Raw genomic sequence first — 20,583 nt, 5'->3', positions numbered from 1 at the left:
CAATCGTAGCTCAAGAAAAAGCTAAAGGCTAACAGTCCATCATAGCTCAAGAAAAAGCTAAAGGCTAAAAGCCAATCGTAGCTCAAGAAAAAGCTAAAGGCTAACAGTCCATCATAGCTCAAGAAAAAGCTAAAGGCTAAAAGCCAATCATAGCTCAAGAAAAAGGCTAAAAGTCTATAAAAACTCAAGATAAAGGTAGGTTGGGGGGGATGCTTTCCCAACCTCCATTTCCTGCGAAGATCTTATTAGAGGTTGACCTGAGCAATGCAAACCCACATGCTTTTGTACAGCCTGTATAATCACTACTTCGTTACTTTGAGCCAATTTTTACAGCGAACGCCTTCTGGCGAAATAAGGATATAATAATAAATGCCAGGGTCTGCGTCTGTGCCCCAGTCGTTTTGGTATTGATCCCGCTCAAATATTTTTCTGCCCCAACGATTGTATATCTCTATCTTATGATCGGTATAAGGGCTGACAAAAAAGTCGTTTTTACCATCGCCATTAGGCGTAATTACATTGGGCAGTTCAGGCACCCTGTTGTCTACCGTTACCTTTACCGAATCGGTGGCACTACAATGACTATTGGCTACAGTATAGGTAATGGTATAACTGCCCGACTCCGGATAGGTATAAAACCCTCCGCCCGATTCGCTGTCAAACACTTCGCCATTGCCCATTTGCCAGGTATGCTTCAATCCCTCACCTGCATCGGGTACTAGTTTTACTCTAGGTACCTTGCCGCATTCATTCAGTACTTTAGCTACAAAGTTAGTGGTAGGAAAATCTAAGACATTGACCGTTACCAAAGCCGCAGTTTCACAGCCATCCACATCTTTTACTGTCACCTTATAGTCCGTAGTTTGGGCAGGGCTTGCCACAGGGTTAGCAATGGTACTATCACTTAAGCCAGCGCCTGGAGTCCAACTATAGCTCACTACCGACTTGCCTGAGGTTACTCGTAATGGAATAGAGTCACGTAGGCAAATTGTGTCAGACAAACTCACGGTCAATGTGTTTTTATACACCCTAAAAGTTTTGGTGGTAGTAAGGGTGCGCAAACAGCTGGGAGGGCTGCTTGCTACCAAGGTTACAGTAAACAAACCTTCTTGGTTGAAACGAAAATTGACCGATTCGGTATTCCCAATATTGCCTACACCATTGTTTATATTCCAGTCAAAAGTGCTGGCACCCAGACCTTTATATACAAAGTTAAGCGTAGCTGGGGCGCAAATTTCAGTAACGTTGTTTTGCACCGAGTCTTTAATGTCAAAATCGACTGTCAATATATCTACGTCAAATTTAAAAGCAGCATTGTTGCAGTTGTTGCTACGGTTAAACTGCGAGTAAGCATTGGGCGTAGTAGGAAAGGTAGAACCGTCGCCACAGGCACATACCGAGTGGTATACAATGCCATTTTTACTAAAGCGACACGTACCCCCGTCTACATGTTCACCCCTTGAGAGATTGCTGCCCAGAAAAGTGCCATACACCAGGTCTTTAGCTCCAGTAGAAAGTACTGCTATATAAAAATCGTCTCCATCGGTAGTTTGTTGTACCCCGTCAAAAGTGATGGGTAAGCCATTGGTGCTACTATTGCGCATGGGTTGAGTGGTATATCCATTGGGTAAAAAATTATGGTTAATGCTTCCACCCCAACCCGTAATGTATACATTCTCACAATCATTGACCAAGAAAGCCGTAGGCGAAATGTCTGGCTCGCTGCGCCCCGACCCTATCACCGTAGAATAAATGGTGGCAGACAAATCTTTGTTGAGTTTATGGATAAATTGCCTGGCATTGGCATTAGAGTATACATTAGGGGTTACTGGATAGTTACCAAAAGTTTGTCCAAAGGCATAGACATTGCTGTTGGTGTCTAGGTCTATAAAAAATGCCTGATCAGCGCTATTGGTACCCAAATACGTGAGTTTTTCGAGGGTGTTGCCATTGTTAGATATGCGGGCAATAAAGCCGTCATCAGAGCCAAGGTTGTTGCGGTGCAGGGCATCGGCAGAGCTGGGCAAACCCGTACTGGTAGTGGCGCCTGCTACAAATACCTCTTGGTCTTTGAACACCTTAATCGAAAAAGCTCCGTCAAACCCATTACCACCCAGGTAAGTCCCCCACACCATAGTTGTCAGGTCGCTGGTCATTTTAAAAACCACCGCATCGTGTCCTGCCGAAATAGCGGGTTGAATGGCGTTAACTACCGGGAAATCGGTAGACAGTGTGGTGGAGGCTACATAAATATTGTTGCTGCCATCTACAAACACATCGCCCCGGTAAGCGTCTCCGTAGTTTTTAATACGAGGCAAAGTAGAAGTATTGAGCCCGTCGTTGTTGTTGCCGCCTATATAAGTAGCTGCCTTGAGCAGGTTACCGTTTTGACTTATTTTAGCAATAAAAATATCGCTGCCAGAGGTGTAGCGCATGCCCGCCAAGGGAGTAACCGATGGAAAACCGCTGGCATTGTTAAAAGTTTGGTCAAAGGCGGTGTTACTGGTAGGCAGGTCATCAGAGCCAGTAGTACCCATAATTATTAAGTCATCGTTGCTGTCTACTACCAGGCTATGGGGCACTTCGGCATCTTGCCCCCCATAGAAAGACCCGTACAATAAGCGATCGCCTTGAGCACTAAATTTAAGAATACCTACATCTATTTGCCCACCATAATTTGACTGAAAAGCGCCCAGCGTAAGTGGAAAGTTAGAGCCAAACGCGGTGCCTCCAGCATATAAGTTGCCAGCAGCATCAAAAGTGGCAGTGTTGCCCCAGTTGTCGGCAAAAGACCCTGAGTAGGTAGAAAAAACCAATTCAGGGTCTATCACCAAGGCAAAGTTGGGATTGTAACCATAAGGAAATTCAAAACTTACCTCATTGTTGTTGAGTTTGAAGCGAGCCTCTACCGCTACCTTTTTGCCTTGAATGATTTGGTAACAATACGGGCGCTTTTCTATTACCTTGCCCAGGCTCGTTTGTATTTCCAGTTGGCCATCTTTTAGGCGAATGTTATCAGCCGCATTGTATTGCATTTGAATGATTTTGGGCGAGGTGTTGGGAGCCACTATAAATTCATATTTCAAAGCGTTGTTTCGTTCATACAGCTTCAGGTCTATAGACGGATAGATGTTTTGGTAATAAACTGAGTGATAACTTTGAACATTGGTAGCCCATTTGGAGGGGTCTTTGCCCAAAAAATAGTTCATAGTTTCGGGTACTGACTCTTGAGCAATTATCTGAGGGTGAGGGTTAGCATCTTTGAACTTTACCTCAAAACTATGCGCTTTTATTTGTTGGGCTTGAGCTCTACGGCTTGCCACCGAAGGTACATTGGCAGTGTGTAGTCGCCCTATTGCCCTAGAGTCATAATAAGTATATTGAAAGCCATCATTTTTTAGAAACATAAAACCACTTGGAATAGCTGCCCTGAATTTGACAGTTTTGTTCCACTGGTTCTTGTTTTCAACAAACTTGTAGTTTTTGCTTTGAGGAGGTTTCTTGTGATGTGCCCGTGTTTTGGCTAAAACAGGGATTTGAGCCTGTGTATAGCCCGATGCTCCCATTAAGAGCATCCAGAGGAAGAGTATGATTTTATTCATTTCAATGACATTAAGTTTATACACGTACTTTGACAACTACTATCTGTACGTATTACATGGTTTCTTTTGTCTGGCTTTAGGTATATTTTTATCTGCAAGACACTGTTGTAATGGTTAGATGGCAGGTAACTTGTTCGTCCGTTCCTATATTCCTTTGGCTGTACATTTGTTTGCGTAAGCCAACTAAAACGAATTTATCAGGTCATTTATATGAAAAAAGTCATAAAGTTTTATAGTTTTGCTGCCTCTTGTGTATACCCTCATTTTTGGGCTTGCTATATACAACATCCATTGTTTTAATAACAATGTTCAAAGTATTAGATAATACATCTGCCGAAAACAAGTTAATGAATAGTTTTTGGTTATTAAAGATAAATTTTTGTTTAACTACCTTTTGTGACAAACCCGTTAGGAATTTTTCCTTTCGGGTTGTTTTTTCTTAAGGGGTAGGGGGGAGTTTGGTTACCATAACTTTAAGCAACAAAAAAGCCCTATCAGATTTGATAAGGCTTTTTTGTTGCCTGCCATGGCAGGTATGACTGTATTTTTTACTTCTTTGCCAAGTTCAACTCCATCGTCACTGTACACCAATCTGTACGTCTTTTCTTCTCTCTCATTGCCCTTCCAGTATCGGCTGATGTCAGCCCCTCCTGTGACAAAAAATGGCTCTCGATCTTTTCAGTGCTTACCATCAATTGTATACATTCTGCGGTTGTGTTTCCAGGCTCCATTACAAACTCCTGATTGTCTATTACAAAAAGCTTGTTGGCGCTCACACATTTATTGTAAGGAACTCTTATACTGTAATCAGAAGTGAAATATAGCAAGGCAAAAAACAGCTCTTTATCAGTATAATTCTGTCCTTTTATTTCAGCATCAAGTATCCACTCCTCCTCCTCATTAAGAGTACAAACAAATGTCTTACTTTGAAAAGCATTTGAACCTTTGAGCACTTGATTGTGCAGGGTATCTTCTACTCTAAAGTTGAATTCAGGAAGCTTAAATCGGGTATTTTTATGTTGGTTGCTCCGTAGCAAATGCCAACGTCCCAAGCGGTTAAGCTTGTGAAACACTTTGCCAGGAGTAAAAGGTTCATTTACCAAGGCTTCAGTTTGTTTATCCTTAAACAATTGCCAGTGCCCTTGACTTATATTTACTCTAAACGCATGTTTTTTAGTATTATCTACGGCAAAGTAGATAGTCCCATGTTTTTTGATAAATAAGTGTAACTCATTTTGCACTGTAAAATCACCTTCTAAATTAACATATACAGGTACATCATCTAGTTGAGTAAGCGCTCCCCAATAGCGTTTTTTGGGCGACAGTTTTTGTTCGAAGGTAAGGGTGCTGTAGTTTGCCTCTACACTTTTGACATACCCTTCAGTCGCTGCTTTTTGGAGAGGAGGATGGTCATACACATCAAACTTTATCACCTTGCCTGAGGTAGGTAAGCCCTGGTTGGCACCATACTTTATTTGCCATTCTTTTTGTTCATTGCTGTAAGTAATTTCATACTTGTCGCTCAAGTACTCAGGTTTTTGTTGGGTAAAAATCAATTGGTGGGTGTCAAAACCAGCATAAGCCATAAACTGGGGCGTTTGTGGGCTGCTAAAGTTGCGTTGAGTGCTCTCAGCAGCTATCATACTACGTAACTGTTCAAACAAGTTGGAGTAGGTAATGGCAGGGTTTTGTGCAATGACGTTTTGCAGGTAATAACTAAATATGCCTCGCCTGTCTCCGTCAATAGTACACTCTTTGGCTGTTTCATAATATTGGCAAGCTGCCAACAGCAAATGTTTCCCTTTAGGAATGCGGTCAAGTTGGTGTTTTTGATAATATCCTCCCAAATAATTTCGACTAAAAGATTCGTTAGGCTTTCCGTAGTCTCTTGATAATTCGCTTTCCCTTTCATCCCTGTCCTTTATCAAACGGGCACGTTCATAGTGGTCAGGATCGCTGCGGGTAATATCGCCCGAATGGCAACAATCAAATATGGTCACTATGTCGCCACCCTTTTGAGCTGCCAAATCAATCAACACCGCCAACTCTTTATCGGCGAGGTCAGGGTTGGGCATTATTCCTTTCACTATTGCCCGGCTGTCGTAACACACCAATGTCTCATCTCTCAAATCTTCAGGATTTTCTTCTGGTAAATATTTATAAAATCGCGGGTCGGTACGTTGACGTGACCCGTGTCCACTAAACCAAAACAACAGCGTGGTATCAGGAGCAGCATTGGCTATGAGGTGGCGTTGAAAATGATCCACTATATTTTCGTGGGTCGCCTGCTCATTGGTGAGCTTGCAGATATTGCCTGAAGCTACTTTGAAATCTTCTTTTAACAACTTTTCGGTGGCTTCTATATCTGCAATGCAACCATTCAGCGGTGTTACACTACTTGCAGGGTGGTACTGGTTGATTCCTACCAATAAAGCAAATATTTTTTGTTGTTTTGGCATTATACTTCTGATTTGTTTGAGTGAAAAATAAGGCATTGTACCTCAATGCTTTGCCAAATTTCAGGAATTATACTGTGATATCCCTCATTAGTTTTAAGGATATTGAGAGAGGGCTAAATCATTGGTTTTGGTGAAGGTGAGTGCTCTCAAAAACAAAAAGGTTACTTGACTAAAGTAACCTTTTTTAAGTTTATCTTTATTTTATCTATCCTTTATCCTTACCATTTTACTGTTGTGTGCACAACGAAACCTTGCCAGTCAAGCGTTGTACAAAGTATATACTTAACCGTCAGCATAAAAAAGCCTAAGTTTCCTTCCTTCACTACTCCACTGTCTTCCGCACAATTACCACATTGTCTAACACAATATTAGTGCTCCATATAAACTGAGCATTTTGGGTGGCATCGTCAAACACATCCGAAAAATTGGTATAAGGCACTTTGTTATCCATGCCTATAGCCGCAGCAGTATAAGTAGTGGCGGCAGGCCAGGCAGTATCGTCGTAGCCCTTGGCTGCCCAATCGGTAGGAATGGTCCAATGTACGGCATATACAGCGCTTGCTGTGGTAGAGGCGGTGGGTTCGCTGCAATTGGTAGAAACACGTTGCTGACCATCTTCCGACAGGCAAGAAAGGTCAAGTATCGGCGTAGTATAAAAAGTTTGGGCTTTCCACGAAGCATCTGTAATGGCTTCTATCTGATTGTTGGCATTTTTGAATACGGCAATCATTCCACCATCACCAGGATGATGATCTATAGCTTGTTTTTCGGTGCCAATGCCCAGGTTTTCTTCCCAGTCTACCAACTTCATCGCTATAGTATAGGGTTTACTTACTTTAAACCTGACAATGTGCGAATTAAATTCAGTAAAAGGCACCGCATCTTTACCTACTTTTACCCCATTTATATACAATTCAAAATAATTATCGGCAAATATAAAACCCGTGACTATCTCCCCATTGGCATCTATTTCTATAATATCGGACGTGCCCGTCAAGGCATTGACCGCTTCGGTAGAAGTATTGTATTTATTGCCATAAGGGTTGTACAAATCAGACGCCGTTGGAAAGCTGGCATCGGTGTAATTTACGTTAGCGGGTACTGTCCAGGCAGTGTTATCAGTAGAGGTTATGGTACCCACTCCGGCTACTCTTTGCCCTTGAGCAAAAAGGTTGCTGTTGGTAGTATTGGCAAGCCCTTGAGTGACCGACCCGGTGCCATTATATCCATTGGTAGAAGTAGATGGACTAGTGTTGGAGTCATCATTTTTTTTACAACTGCTCAACAGGATCAGGGCAATGCTCAAGCAGCAGGCAATTTTTTTAAAAGAGTGCATTTATCAGTGTTTTAAGGTGAAAATCTAATATTTTATCCGCTTTTATACCTAAAACAAAGCTTGCCTAGTGATTTTGTACTGAGTTTATTATCAAAATATTTTTTCAGTAAAAACATAGTACATCGTATGAATGCCATACTTTATGTAAGTGAACAGCACCGTTATTAAAAGAAAGTTTTGATGTTGCTGCAAAATGATTGTATCACAGTTTTTACTTAATAAATTCTATGTTTTACCCCTACAAAACGAAGAACAGTTCCAATACCCGTCTATTAGTGATGGTGCTTGTGTTATTTATTTTTACGACCACCAGCTGTAAGAAAAAAGAAGATGATGTGACGCCTACCACCACTACTACCACCGACTTTACCCTTACCAGCGGCTCAGTGAGCACTGATGGAGCCTTGTCGGTAGACCATACTTGCGATGGAGCAGGTACTTCACCACAATTGAGCTGGGCAAATGCCCCTGAAGGTACAGCTTGTTATGCCATTACTATGCACCACATACCTGGTCCAGGCGACGAGCATGTGTACATGGTGGTGTATAACATTCCCGTTGCCACCACAAGTCTAGCCAGTGGCGAAACCAGTATAGGAAGTTGGGGAGTAAATACTGTAAACGAGCAAGCTGCCTATACACCTCCTTGTTCACAAGGAACAGGCACCAAAGAGTATATCTTGACTGTACATGCCTTGTCTGCTTGCCCTACCATTAGTAGTAGTAAAGTTACCAAAGCTGAACTCGAAACCGCCATCAAAGACATTACCTTGGGCACCACCACCAAAACCATTACTTACACTAAATAGCCAAATGGCAAAGTTGCCTGGCTTGGGCTAGAGAGTTCAATGAGTGAACTCCTGTTACTTGTAGTGGATACTTCTTTACCAAAAAAATAAAAAAATGAAAGCACAAAAAATGTTTACTTATATGCTATGGTTGGTTTGTCTGATGGCAAGCCCAACTGTAGTACAAGCCCATGGAGGCTACCATAGCCACAAGACAAAAAAGACCCTACGTGAGTGGCGCTTCAAAGACCACCAAGCAGTAAAAGGTTGGTTTGTGCTATGTAAGAATAACCAGGTGTGGATAGAACAAACCAATGGAAACATTGTTACCAAGCCGCTCAACGAGTTCTCTACATCAGACGTGGCATTTGTGTTGGCAAGGCAGGCAAAAACAAGGAGGTTGAACCAAAAACTGCTACAAAAGACCCTAGAAAAGAAAGCCAGCCAAAAGAAAACTCAGAAAAAAAATGCAGGCATCACCTCGTTTTTTTATGCCTATCGGGTAGCCATATTGTACGGCTTGCTTGCTTTGTTGGCGGCAGCATTGGGTGCGGTAGCCTACCAGTACATTCGGGCAGAGCGTTTGCGCAAAGCAGCTACTGGAGTAAGCTTGGTATTGTTTCTTGTGTTGTTGGGAGCGTGCAAAAAAAGCGAGGAAGTGACCACTCAGGAGCTATTGAGTTTTACTACCACCGCAGCCACTGTTCAAGCGGCTTTTGCGCCTTATACCAAAGTAACTACCAGCGCCGATGCCAATTATGTATACGTGAGCTCCGATCAGATTCCTGAGCACGAAATGATGAAAGGAATCACCGCCTGGATTGCCCAGGTGCCTACTCCACAAGTATTGAAAGATGATGCAAAATGGTCTATTCCTTTGAGCGCCAAATATGCCGAAAGTCCGATAAGTTTAAAAGACAACTTTCAACGGGGAGCCGTGGCTATAGCTGCTAATGGCATTCCTATTTTTAACCCCTTGAATGCTTCTGGTTTGGTGTCTAACGAAATAGGCGAACTCGATGCTTTTGGCGGACACTCTGGCCGTGCCGACGATTATCATTACCATACCGCACCGCTGCATCTCGAAGCCACCTCTGGTACCCAACCCATTGCCTATGCTTTTGATGGTTTTGCTATATATGGCTCAAAAGAGCCCGATGGATCTACTATGGCCACACTAGACGAGTACCAAGGGCACTTGGGCAGTGATAATGTATACCATTACCATGGCACTACCACTTACCCTTATGTAATGTCGGCAATGCGTGGTGAGGTAACCTTGGAAGGCACTGCGCCTCAAAACCAAATTTCACCTCAACCAAGTGCTATTCCTATCCGTCAGGGTGACCCACACGCCATCAATGGCGATAATTTGGTGATTACCTCAGTAATAGAAAAAACCGCCAAGAATGGGTATGTGTTGAGTTATACCATTGGTGGGGTGGCGGGCTCGGTAGACTATAGTTGGGACACCAGCGGTACTTATACTTTTATATTTAAAGATGTAGACGGCAAAACCACTACCGAAACCTGGAAGCGTTGATATTTGTCAAAAATTAACAACCACAAAACCACCCCTGCTTTGACTGTGAGGGGTGGCTTTGTGGTGAATGGTAAACGTTGTTTGTTTTTAGTCAAAAAGCATCACTATGAGTTCCATTCCTTGGTTTTTTTTGCGGTAACGCAAAAGTTTAATTGCTTTATAAGGAATCAAATATGCCCTTTGGTTTACGGTCAAAAGCATAGCGTTTGCGGTGTATTTGATTTGAAGAGAAGCGACCGTGGGATATTCATATCCATTATCTGACCATGCATTTGATACCATCTTTTGGTTGGTGTTGTAAGTAAGGTATATTGTCTTCACTTGTTGAAGGTTAAGGGGTTTCATATATGCTTCTACTTCTGTTTTTGTTAATTGTGCCTGAGCAAAACCGCAAAAAAACAAAGAAATAAAGGCGAAAAGTAAAACTTTTTTCATTTGGTTTAATAGATTAATGTTATTATTGAAGTCACATGTAGCTTTGAAGGCAAGTCAATATAGGGATTCTTTACGGCTTTACCATTTTCGAAAAAGAGGTTTTTTGAAAAACATTGTTGTGTAGTTCAATGAATTACAGTAAACCTGTTTGTAACTATTCGTATGCAAAAAATACTGGTTTTTGACTTAGGAATGGTGTAAAAATAAATTTCTATAGTTTAATAAAATATTTTGTTGCTAGACGCGGCAAAAAATTGGCTAATAGCAGCGCTATTCGGCTATTTTTTAACAAAGTATAGCCTCAAAAGATGAGATTAAGAATGTAAATTTATTTTGGTACCATTCCTTATACAATACGTTGATAGAAATTACTGAGCCTTTTAATCCATTGATGCAGCTTTATAGACAAGAGGCGGGAGTGACTGCCCAACAGTTTCGCCGAAAGGCACTGACCCAACCGTTAGAAACGCTTTGGGCGATGTATAAAGATCAACTAAACATTGACCACAAAGCTATAGACGCAGCACTACAGCAAGAACTCAATTCGATTAGGTTGTTTCCCGAAACCATCGAAGTGCTTACCAAACTACGCCCATCTTACACCCTCTACCTGATCTCTAACCTTGCTACACCTTATATAAAACCCTATCAGGAGTTAAAGTTAGACAGATTTTTCGAGCAAGCAATTTTTTCTTGTGAGGTAGGCTTTGTAAAACCCGAACAAGCTATTTTTGATTTGATTCCCTAGTGCTTTGGGAACTAAGTAGTTTATACATTATTTCGAGTTTATTTTGGTGGCTGTCAAACCTCCAAAAAACGAGCATAGCCTAAGCTACGTGAGTTTTTTTAGGTGAAGTCAGCAGGCAAAAGAAGCCGAAAGGTGTGAAAGAAATTTAGTACCCAGAGCACTAGCAGCCTGGCGATGAAGTCACTATGATAGGGGACAGTGCCCGAGCTGACATACAAGGTGCGCAAGCCATGGGGTGGCAATATTGGTGGGTGCAACGCAAGCAAGAATTTGACTTCAAAAAAAGAATCATTGCCAGCTTAAGCGACTTGCTGATGCCTAAAGTATTGTAGCAATTTTTTAAAAATTCAGTTTTACCCCCAGCACCAGCATATCGTCCATTTGCTGAATGGCGTCTTCATCATTGGGCAGGTAAGCCATCCATTGGTGTATAGTATTTTCCAGCAATTGCTGTTGTTCAGCCATGGGCAAGTGATGGTTGTCAAGCAATAGCTTACGCAAATTTTGCCGCATAAATTTTTTATTGTTTTTACCCCCAAACTGATCCTGGTATCCATCTGAGTACATATAGAAAGTGGTAGGCGTGTTTGCCTCAATAATATGGGTAGTAAATTGGGCTTCTTCATCTGAAAATATACCTCCAACTCCCTGGCGATCAGGCTTTATTACTTGCATTTGTTGGTGTTGCACCAGTAGCAAAGGGCTGTTGGCTCCGGCGAACTCCAGAATTTTAAGTGCCGGGTCTATCACACATACCGCTGCATCCATACCATCATGGTTATCAGTAGTTTTCTGTTTCAATATATTAATCACCCCAGCGTGCATTTTATCCAGTATTTTACCTGGTTCGGTTTCTCTTTGCTCTTTTACCACCTGGTTGAGCAGGTTATTACCAATCAGACTCATAAACGCCCCTGGTACCCCGTGTCCGGTACAGTCTACTACTGCCAATACGTATTTATGCCTGACCAAGGCAAAGTAATAAAAATCGCCACTGACAATGTCACGGGGTTTATAAAAAATAAAGTGATGAGGCAAAAAACTGCCAATTTCCTGAGCGGTAGGCAATATGACCGATTGAATGTGACGGGCATAAGTAAGGCTATCAGTAATGTTTTTATTCTTATTTTCAATCAGGTTTTTGTGGCGTTGCAAAGCCCGGTTTTTCAACGCGATCTCTTGGTTTTTGCGTTCTATTTCTTTGGTTTTATGGGCAAACACCTCACCCGATGTTCTTTCTTTATGGTTGTTGCGGTATAAGACAAAAGCCAACACAATGACCAAAAACGAAATACCAATAAACGAATTACGTAATAAGCGTTGTTTGGCTATTTCGTCTTGCTTAAGCTGGTTTTCTTTGTTGAGCAATGCCAACTTGTCTAGTTTTTTTTGGGCGTCATAACGTGCCTGCAATCGACTGATACGTTTGCTGGTTTGCTCGTCGAAAATGACATCCTTCATTTGGGCAAACTTGCGGTGATGGGAAAAAGCCTGGTCGTGCTCACCCATACGATGGTAGGTAATGGCAAGCCCCTCGTAGGCATTGGCTACCATCGTATGGGCTTTGATTGTTTTGGCAAGCTGTAATGCTTGGGTATAGTACTGAATGGCAGTGTTGTAACGTTGTTGTTGGGCCAGTACCCTGCCCAGGTTGTTGCAAGTACTGGCAATGCGTCGGTTGTCATTGAGCTGCTGCCTTATCTGGAGTGCTTTGAGCAATGAATTGACCGCCAGCGAATACTGCCCTGTTTGGTAATAAATATTGCCAATATTGCTCAAGGTTACCGCCTCACCGGGCAGGTTTTTCAACCGCTTTTTTATTTGCAGCGATTTTATAAAATAGTACAAAGCATTTGGGTAGTTGCGTTGTTGGTTATAGAGTTCGCCAATGTTGTTGTAAGTAATGGCCATGCCTTGTTGGTTGTCCAGCTTTTGCTGAATAAGCAGCGATTGGGTATAAAAATCAATGGCTTTGTTATATTTCTTAAGCTGGTTGTGCAGCAGCCCCAAATTGTTGTAAGTGCTGGCGGCGCCTGCAGGGTCTTTGAGGGCAGTCCTGAGCTTCAATGCTTTAAAATGATACCCAATGGCCTGTTCATAGCTGCGTTGTTGGGCATATACCCGCGCCAGGTAACCATAAGTATCGGCAATGCCATTTTTATAGCCCAATTGCTCATTGATATTCAATGCTTTCAAAAAATAACTAACCGCCTTGGCGTAGTCATCTACCTGAAAAGACACCAGGCCCATTTGATTAAGCGCACGCCCTACTCCTTGAGCAAAGCTGGCACGTTTGGCAGTGTTAAAGGCACGTTCGGCATATTGCCGTGCATTGGCAGGGGAGGTGCGCAGGTATGCCCGCGATAGGGCAATAAGTAGATTGGTACGGGCGTGGTCGTTATTACGAGTGGCACTGAGTTGCTTCTTAAGTTGGGTGATCCGAAGGGTTTGTGCCTGAACCACCGTGCTTAGGCACAAACAAATAATGATGGTATGTAATGGTATAAAATATCTCAACACTATGCAATAGGTATTTTTAATGAGTTGTAGAGTTGCCGGCATACGGATGAAAAGCCAGTGCTTGTTGTATCATAGGGTATACTTAAACAAAAATGGTTTTGAGGATGGATTTTGACTAATTGTCTGAATACCAACATTAATCAATCCTAAAATCACTTTAATCCTAGTATAGTTTTTTTAGTTTTTTTGTGGCAGGGTAAACCTAAACGTACTCCCCTTGTCGGGTTGACTTTCTACCCAAATATGCCCATTGTTTTTTTCTATAAACTCTTTGCATATCAACAAGCCCAGGCCTGTACCCTTTTCGCGGTTGGTGCCTTGGGTGCTAAAGTGAGTATCTGTATTGAACAATTGTGCTTGTTGTTGAGCACTGATGCCCACCCCACTGTCTGCAATGGCTACTTCAAGCATGTTTTCTACTGTTTTTGTGGTTACCTCGATTGTACCCGATTCTTTAGTAAACTTAATGGCATTACTAAGCAAGTTCCTCACCACTAGTTTTATCATTTCTTCGTCGCCCCAGGCAGTAGCTTCAGCCGCTACCTGGTTTATGAGGGCAACGTGCTTTTTATCAGCAATGGGTTGTAGCAAACCTATATTGCTTTTGACCAATGCCTGCATGTCAATTTTTTCGAAATGAGGTTCAATCCCTTCCATTTGAGCTTTTGCCCATTTGAGCAAATTTTCCAACAACTCCAAAACATAAGAAAGCTCTTTGTTGAGTTCTCCGGTAAAATATTGCATTTCGTCTTTTGCCAATGCCCCCATTTCCATCAAAGCCAGGGTACCCTTGAGACTATTCAATGGGCTACGCAAATCGTGTGAAACTATAGAAAAAAGCCGGTCTTTTACTTGATTCAACTTATTGAGTTCTTCACGCCGCTGTTCTATCTCTACATTTTTGGCAATTACATCGTCGCGCTGTTGCGAAATTTCCTCTTTTTGCTGAAGTATTTGTTCGTTTTTTTCGGCCAAATCATTTTTCTGTTTTTCAATCTCTTTCTTCTGTTGTTGCAGCAAACTGTTGATTTTTTGTTTTTGCCAATTGTTTCTAAACAACAGCACCATAATGATAGCGGCGAACCCCAGACCTGTAATAAAAATTTTGATATACAAACGATCTCGTTTATGTTCAATTTCCTTTTTTTGAAGTTCCAACGTTTTTAACCTTTTCTCCACTCTCAATATCCCTGAGTTGTTCTCCGTACTCACTTTAGTTTTTGCTTTAATCAACAGTTCCTGAACATCTTTGCCCAAATGTTTTTCCAGCAAAACAGGGAGCTTTTGTTTAAATACATCGCTTTTAAGGTAGTCATTCAGTGGGGTTACCCAATCACTGCCTTTAGGGAAAATCATCGTGTAACCTTCTCTATCTACCCTAAATACGCCCTGACGCTTGATCTTGAGTCCTTGCTTTAGTCCCTGCAAATACTTTGGCAGTTCTATATAACCAAACTTGTCTATCTCTGTGCTTATCCGTTGTAGTATATTGTCAGAACTGGGTACTGCTTCGGTTTTAAGTCCTTTGATGAGTTTTTTGATGGTATCAAGGTTTTCTTCCAAACTGCTTTGGTCGATATAAAGTGCAGTAAAATCACTCATTACCTCTTGAAAGTCAGCTACATTATTTACCCCTGGTACCGCCGAATTGCTAATGAGCACCTCTATATCGGGGCAATAGGGTGTAGTAAAGCCTACTTCGTGTATGCGTTGTGGAGTGATAGAAAAAGACGAAACGCCCAAAACTGCCTGGTCTACGGGAGCGTTTTTTATTTGGTTATAAAGTGCGGCAAGAGAAGGGGCAGACTGAAAGTCAAGGGTAAGCGATACTTGGTGTTGGTGGAGCAGGTACTGGGCAAAACTTTGGAGTAGGTCATGCTCTATACCAGTTAATTGTTGGGTATTTTTATCTTGATAAATAAAAGGTTGATTGACCAGGTAATACACCACCAATGTACCTTTGTACAGGTCTTTTACACGCGCCCAACTACCAGAAGGCATTTGTGCCATTGATGTAGAAACAGTGTGCAAAATAAAAAATAACACCAGCAAACACCCTCGGTTTAGACCCTTATGATTATGGCAAAGCGATCTTCCCTTTAAACTCATAAACCGTGTATTTTCTAATTGACCAAGTAAAATATACAAGGTAAAAAAAATATGCCTAAAAACCACCATTTTGCCCCCAGAGTTTTGAACACAATGTTAAAAACAGGGGCTGTTAGGGAGCAATTAAAAAATAGGATACCGGTTCTTTCTTGTTCGCTCCCTTATTCAATCGTCCGCAGCGTTTAGTCGATTTGAAATTATTGCAGAATATTCAATACTCCGCAGTGATTTTAGTCAAAGTTGATTACTGATTACCTTCGTTGAGCTCCCTATGGTTGGTTTACAGGGATTAATAGGGTAAACATTTACTGGAATCCGCTATGGACTTTTGGCTACTTTTTTATAAGTATTTGAAAATCAACGTGATACAAAAGTGTAGATACCTGTGGAACAGGGTGTACCTAGAACCTTGTCGGGACTACGGACTAAATACTTCTAACTACGCTTTTTGTAAATAACTGAAAATCAGTGTGATAAAAAAGTGTGGTTACTTGTGAACCGAATGTATTTCTAAATCCCGATTCGTTTCATCGGGGCAGCTTGCTGTGATGAGCTCAACGGAGTTAAACAGGGTGTAGCACCGATATGCATCGGTATCCAAGGACTTGAAGCACCGATATGCATCGGCATCTAAGGACTTGCTCCTGTCGGGGCTGTGGACTATTGAATATTAGTACCCGTATTTGTCTTGCCATAAGTTTTTCAAACGTTTCCTTAGTTCATTTTCTCTGGCATTTTGTCCAGGGTCATACAACGTAGTATGGGCAATTGCCTCAGGCAAATATTCCTGGGGGCTAAAGTTGTGAGGGTAGTCGTGTGCATACTGGTAGCCCTTGCCGTAGCCTTGTTCCCGCATGAGCTGAGTGGGCGCATTACGCAAATGCAATGGAATGGGCAAATCTCCTTTTTTACGCACCAACTCTTTCGCTTTTTTGATAGACATATAGCTGGCGTTGCTCTTGGCAGACGCTGCCAGGTAAGTGGTGGCTTGTGCCAATATAATTTCAGCTTCGGGGTAACCCACCATAGTAACCGCTTGAAAACAATTGGTAGCGATGACTAAAGCCGTGGGGTTGGCATTGCCTATGTCTTCCGACGCCGATATGACCAGCCTGCGGGCAATAAATTTAGGATCTTCGCCTCCCTCTATCATACGGGCAAGCCAATATACTGCCGCGTTGGGGTCGCTGCCCCTGATAGACTTGATAAAAGCCGATACAATGTCATAGTGTTGCTCACCGGTTTTGTCATACCGCACTGTTTTTTGCTGTGCAGTACTCAGCACCCACTCATTAGTGATTACCAAGGGGTCTTGGTTTGCCGGAAAAGCACTTACTACCAGTTCAAACAAGTTGAGCAAACGGCGGGCGTCGCCTCCCGACAAGTTGAGCAAAGCTTCAGTTTCTTTCAGTTTTATATTCAATTTTTTGAGCCATTCATCTTGTTTTTGGGCGTTTTCCAGCATTTCTACTAGGGTTTCGGGCGAGAGCGGTTGCAATATATATATCTGGCAACGCGACTGTAACGCCGAAATTACCTCAAAAGAAGGGTTCTCGGTAGTGGCTCCTATCAGCGTAATCAGCCCAGTCTCTACGGCACCCAGCAATGCGTCTTGTTGCGCTTTGTTAAAACGATGAATCTCGTCTATAAATAAAATACTGCCCGCCCTGGTTTTGGCTTTTTCTATGACTTGACGCACCTCTTTTACGCCTGAGTTGATGGCACTCAGGGTAAAAAAAGGCGTTTTGACATGATTACCTATCAAGCGGGCAAGGGTAGTTTTGCCCACCCCCGGAGGTCCCCATAAAATCATAGAGGGTACTTTGCCTGACTGGAGCAGTTTACTGATGACACCATTTTTGCCCACCAGGTGTGCTTGTCCTTGGTATTGTGCCAGGGTTTGAGGTCGTAAGCGCTCTGCCAGGGGAAATTTTTGAGGTTCGTCGAAGAGTGTTGCCAATGTATTACAAAAATTAATGCTGATGGAGTTAAATACCAGCCTGCAATTTGGGAGGATATATATACTTTATCAATTAAATAGACTGAAAATATTTGTCCAGGTTCAAATATCAATAACCCATAACCTTTAGTCCAATGCTGAGAGCATCGTCATCGTCTCAGCTCGCAAAGACACGAGCTGATCGAATCCTTGAAAAACACTGTTCCCAGACCTTGCGATGGAGCGATTTGTGAAGATACCATAGTCGTCAGGTTAAGAGGAGCATAGTAAAAAATTACTTAAAAATACCGTCACCGCCTCAGCGAGTGTCCCCACGCGCTGATCGAATCGCCAAAATTTGAATACTTTGACAGCTTTCATAGTTGGTGCAGGTTTAGTTTTACTCGAAGCTTGAGGTGGTTTAGTAGTGTTGGGGTTTGTTTTAGCCTCTATACGCCATAGCTTAAAAATGCTGATTGCCAAGACTGGAACGAACACCTGGGCAAATACATAAGGTAGCCAAGGGTCAGTTGGTTTTTTATTAGGTGTCTATATTGCCATTATCAACGCCACCAAAACAGAAAGTAATAGCACGCGTTGGGTTTGTTGTTTTGGCTTGAGTTTATCGAGAAGAGCCAGGCTAAGCAAAGCATAATGTACTGCCATGAGTAAAACTATAGGCATGTGTTTATCAATACTCCTCAGTGATTTTAGTCAAAGTTGATTACTGATTACCTTCGTTGAGCTCCCGTTGGTCGGTTATCAAATGTTTATAAGTTTAAAAACTATTTAATTACGTGTTTAGACGTAAAAGTGAAACCCTTTGAAAAATAAAGCAAGTACGCAAATTTAATATACGCCATTGGTTTACAATGATTAATAGGGTAAACATTTAGTCGAATCCGCTTCTAACTACGCTTTTTGTAAATAACTGAAAATCAGTGTTATACAAAAGCGTGGTTACTTGTGGAACAGGGTGTAGCACCGATATTCATCGGTATCTAAGGACTTGCGACTTGTCGCACCGATATGCATCGGTATCCAAGGACTTGAAGCACCGATATGCATCGGCATCTAAGGACTTGCCCCTGTCAGGGCTATGGACTACGGACTAAATGCTTCTAACTACGCTTTTTATAAGTTGCTAAAAATCAACGTGATATAAAAGTTTGGTTACTTGTGGAACAAGGTATACCTAGAACCTTGCACCTAGTCCCTAGAACCTTGTCAAGGCTGTGGACTATTGGTTTATATATTGAATCTTTTTTTAATAATTGAAGTTACGCAGACCTACTTATTTTGATGGTCATACAGCTTTATTGCTAAATGATTGGGTTACGCATCGCGCAACCATCAAACAATATATTTGTCGCAATTTGAAAATAAAAACCCCTCTTTTTACAAGCCTGCTTTATCACTAATTACTCTGGTATCCGACATTTTATCGTGCCAACCTGAAGCATCTGTTCCTAAAAAAGAAAAAGGCTCAAAAGGGATTAAGCGAAAAAAAGAACGGAAGATGATTTGAAACAAAGTAGGCTTGTTGCCTTCCATATCTACTACTTTGGTTTTTGTAATCATTTTACCAATGGTTTTGCTAAAAAAGATTTCCATCAAAGCGTAATAGCTCATTTTGACCAGGTAGAAGAACAGTATTACATCAAAGTAAGTCATTCTATACCATAGCCTGGAACCTGTACTCAATGATATTTTGATGATCACAAAAAATAACAGATAAACCGCCACAACATCTACTATGTGGTGTATCAGGCGGGTGTTTGAGTTTACCATCTGAGTGGCTACAAAACTGTCGCGATGGCGGACTTCCACCCTTTCTTTTTTTTCTTGGTCTTCTACAAAATGCGCACAGGTGTCGGCAAAGTCAGGTTTTTTATCAGTCAACCCACACACGATGCCTTCTTGTAAATTAAACTTTTGATGCTGACAAACTTTACAAAACTGTAAACAGTATTCGATATTATTATTCATTTTTTATTGTTTAGGGTTAAAACCATTGGCAGTGGCACTCTTTTTATCTTAAGTAAAACGGAAAAAATAAAATGAGCCAAACCGATGGCTACAGCTTTGCTGTGCCGAGCTCTGCCAGCGGCTAATTTGGTGCAATATTTTAGTTTTAGGCGATTGAAAAAATATTTGCATAGCCAAAGCTATGGACATATTTTTTCAAGAAGTCTGGGGCTACAAGATTAGTCAAATGGCTCAGGTTACTTTAGTAGTTTTACTAAAAAGTTAAATTTGAGACCAAAGCCACCATCTACTTAAAAAAAAGCCAGTACTAATTATCAGAAATGGTAAACCAACGGAGATCAATATAATATCTTCACCGTACAAGTGCCAATCTTCCATAAGTTGGGCTTCTTTGGGTTTACCCGCCGGGTACAACATCTTTACTTGGTCTCCTTTTACATAGTACAATTCTCGCACATCTGAAGGGTCGGTCAACTGATGTGTTTTATTATTTTGATCAGTAAACTTGCACACAGCATTTACAGCCTCTATGCCTTCAGAGTCTTCTTTTACAAAAAAGTCTATAATTTGGGCTTGCACAACTACCCCGTTACGCAACAATGCCCTTGTTTGTAATAGCCCCCTAAGGGCATAAATCCAAAACCCTGCACCTACCACAAAGCACACCGAATGGAATAAAATAAAGATCATGGGAATATAATTTTTAAATAAAGCTTGCGTCTAAACCACAAAAAACAAACGGTGGGAATCAAAAAAACCAAACCCAGAGAGAGCATAATGCAAATACCAAGAAACAAAGTTCTGAACCCATAAATACGCACGTGTGCGGTGTTGTTAGGTTTATAAATAATGTGGGTTTGCTCACCTACTTTGTAGTGAAGGTCATCTATTAACTGTGCGGTTTGTTTTCTTTGCCGAAAGTCGACATACTCAAATGTAAGCGCATAGTCGGTATCTTCATCAGCTGGTATTTCTTTTACTGCTACCACCTTTGCTTGCACTACTTTACCATCTTTGAGTATGTATTGGGTTTTTCTATACTCTGTATAGGCTATACCCAAAAATAAACAAGCAGCAAGTAACCCGAACACATTTTTTTTAAATACACGCATATT

14 protein-coding genes and 1 pseudogene are annotated in these 20,583 nt (G+C 41.6%); 4 read left to right on the top strand and 11 right to left on the bottom strand.

Annotation, left to right across the window (positions count from 1 at the left end):
* Positions 1-302 precede the first annotated feature (302 nt).
* The 3 genes from Q0954_RS16480 to Q0954_RS16470 all read right to left on the bottom strand — a co-directional run bounded on the left by Q0954_RS16480 (position 303) and on the right by Q0954_RS16470 (position 7,397).
* Positions 303-3,602, bottom strand: coding sequence for a gliding motility-associated C-terminal domain-containing protein (locus Q0954_RS16480; RefSeq protein WP_299458593.1), 3,300 nt, complete (start codon positions 3,600-3,602; stop codon positions 303-305).
* A 548-nt stretch (positions 3,603-4,150) separates the two neighbouring features.
* Complete coding sequence (locus Q0954_RS16475) at positions 4,151-6,061, bottom strand: caspase family protein (RefSeq protein WP_299458592.1); 1,911 nt, start codon at positions 6,059-6,061, stop codon at positions 4,151-4,153.
* Positions 6,062-6,383: 322 nt separating this feature from the next.
* On the bottom strand, positions 6,384-7,397 hold the full coding sequence (locus Q0954_RS16470) for a hypothetical protein (protein WP_299458591.1): 1,014 nt from the start codon (positions 7,395-7,397) through the stop codon (positions 6,384-6,386).
* A gap of 227 nt (positions 7,398-7,624) precedes the next feature.
* On the opposite strand from Q0954_RS16470, the gene Q0954_RS16465 reads away from it, so the two are divergent.
* Together Q0954_RS16465 and Q0954_RS16460 are read left to right on the top strand one after the other, a co-directional pair.
* On the top strand, positions 7,625-8,206 hold the full coding sequence (locus Q0954_RS16465; RefSeq protein WP_299458590.1) for a YbhB/YbcL family Raf kinase inhibitor-like protein: 582 nt from the start codon (positions 7,625-7,627) through the stop codon (positions 8,204-8,206).
* Positions 8,207-8,300: 94 nt separating this feature from the next.
* Entirely contained in the window at positions 8,301-9,728 is a 1,428-nt protein-coding gene (locus tag Q0954_RS16460; RefSeq protein WP_299458589.1) for a YHYH protein, read from the top strand.
* An 87-nt stretch (positions 9,729-9,815) separates the two neighbouring features.
* Here the strand turns inward: Q0954_RS16460 and Q0954_RS16455 are convergent, their stop codons facing one another.
* Positions 9,816-10,163 (bottom strand): hypothetical protein, encoded by a 348-nt coding sequence (locus tag Q0954_RS16455; RefSeq protein ID WP_299458588.1) that lies wholly within the window; start codon positions 10,161-10,163, stop codon positions 9,816-9,818.
* Between the two features lie 358 nt (positions 10,164-10,521).
* On the opposite strand from Q0954_RS16455, the gene Q0954_RS16450 reads away from it, so the two are divergent.
* Entirely contained in the window at positions 10,522-10,911 is a 390-nt protein-coding gene (locus Q0954_RS16450; protein WP_299458587.1) for a hypothetical protein, read from the top strand.
* A gap of 182 nt (positions 10,912-11,093) precedes the next feature.
* Positions 11,094-11,243: pseudogene (locus Q0954_RS16445) on the top strand (HAD hydrolase-like protein); the annotation flags it as partial.
* 7 nt (positions 11,244-11,250) lie between these two features.
* Here Q0954_RS16445 and Q0954_RS16440 read toward each other — a convergent pair.
* The 7 genes from Q0954_RS16440 to Q0954_RS16410 all read right to left on the bottom strand — a co-directional run bounded on the left by Q0954_RS16440 (position 11,251) and on the right by Q0954_RS16410 (position 20,580).
* On the bottom strand, positions 11,251-13,428 hold the full coding sequence (locus Q0954_RS16440) for a tetratricopeptide repeat protein (protein ID WP_299458586.1): 2,178 nt from the start codon (positions 13,426-13,428) through the stop codon (positions 11,251-11,253).
* Positions 13,429-13,608: 180 nt separating this feature from the next.
* Positions 13,609-15,477, bottom strand: a complete 1,869-nt coding sequence (locus Q0954_RS16435; protein ID WP_299458585.1) for an ATP-binding protein — start codon at positions 15,475-15,477, stop codon at positions 13,609-13,611.
* Positions 15,478-16,210: 733 nt separating this feature from the next.
* Positions 16,211-17,500: a replication-associated recombination protein A gene (locus Q0954_RS16430; protein WP_299458584.1), complete on the bottom strand. Its 1,290-nt coding sequence runs from the start codon at positions 17,498-17,500 to the stop codon at positions 16,211-16,213.
* A 528-nt stretch (positions 17,501-18,028) separates the two neighbouring features.
* Positions 18,029-18,163, bottom strand: a complete 135-nt coding sequence (locus Q0954_RS16425) for a hypothetical protein (protein WP_299458583.1) — start codon at positions 18,161-18,163, stop codon at positions 18,029-18,031.
* 714 nt (positions 18,164-18,877) lie between these two features.
* A complete protein-coding gene (locus Q0954_RS16420; protein ID WP_299458582.1) occupies positions 18,878-19,468 on the bottom strand; it encodes an RDD family protein in 591 nt (196 codons plus the stop codon).
* Positions 19,469-19,729: 261 nt separating this feature from the next.
* On the bottom strand, positions 19,730-20,158 hold the full coding sequence (locus Q0954_RS16415) for a DUF3592 domain-containing protein (protein ID WP_299458581.1): 429 nt from the start codon (positions 20,156-20,158) through the stop codon (positions 19,730-19,732).
* Complete coding sequence (locus Q0954_RS16410) at positions 20,155-20,580, bottom strand: DUF3592 domain-containing protein (protein ID WP_299458580.1); 426 nt, start codon at positions 20,578-20,580, stop codon at positions 20,155-20,157. Before Q0954_RS16410 ends, Q0954_RS16415 begins: the two co-directional genes overlap by 4 nt.
* Positions 20,581-20,583: the final 3 nt, after the last annotated feature.

It is taken from the genome of uncultured Microscilla sp., assembly GCF_947493425.1.
Taxonomy (GTDB): domain Bacteria; phylum Bacteroidota; class Bacteroidia; order Cytophagales; family Microscillaceae; genus Microscilla.
Note: the sequence above shows the minus strand (reverse complement) of the source record. Positions and strands in the feature narration are given on the sequence as shown.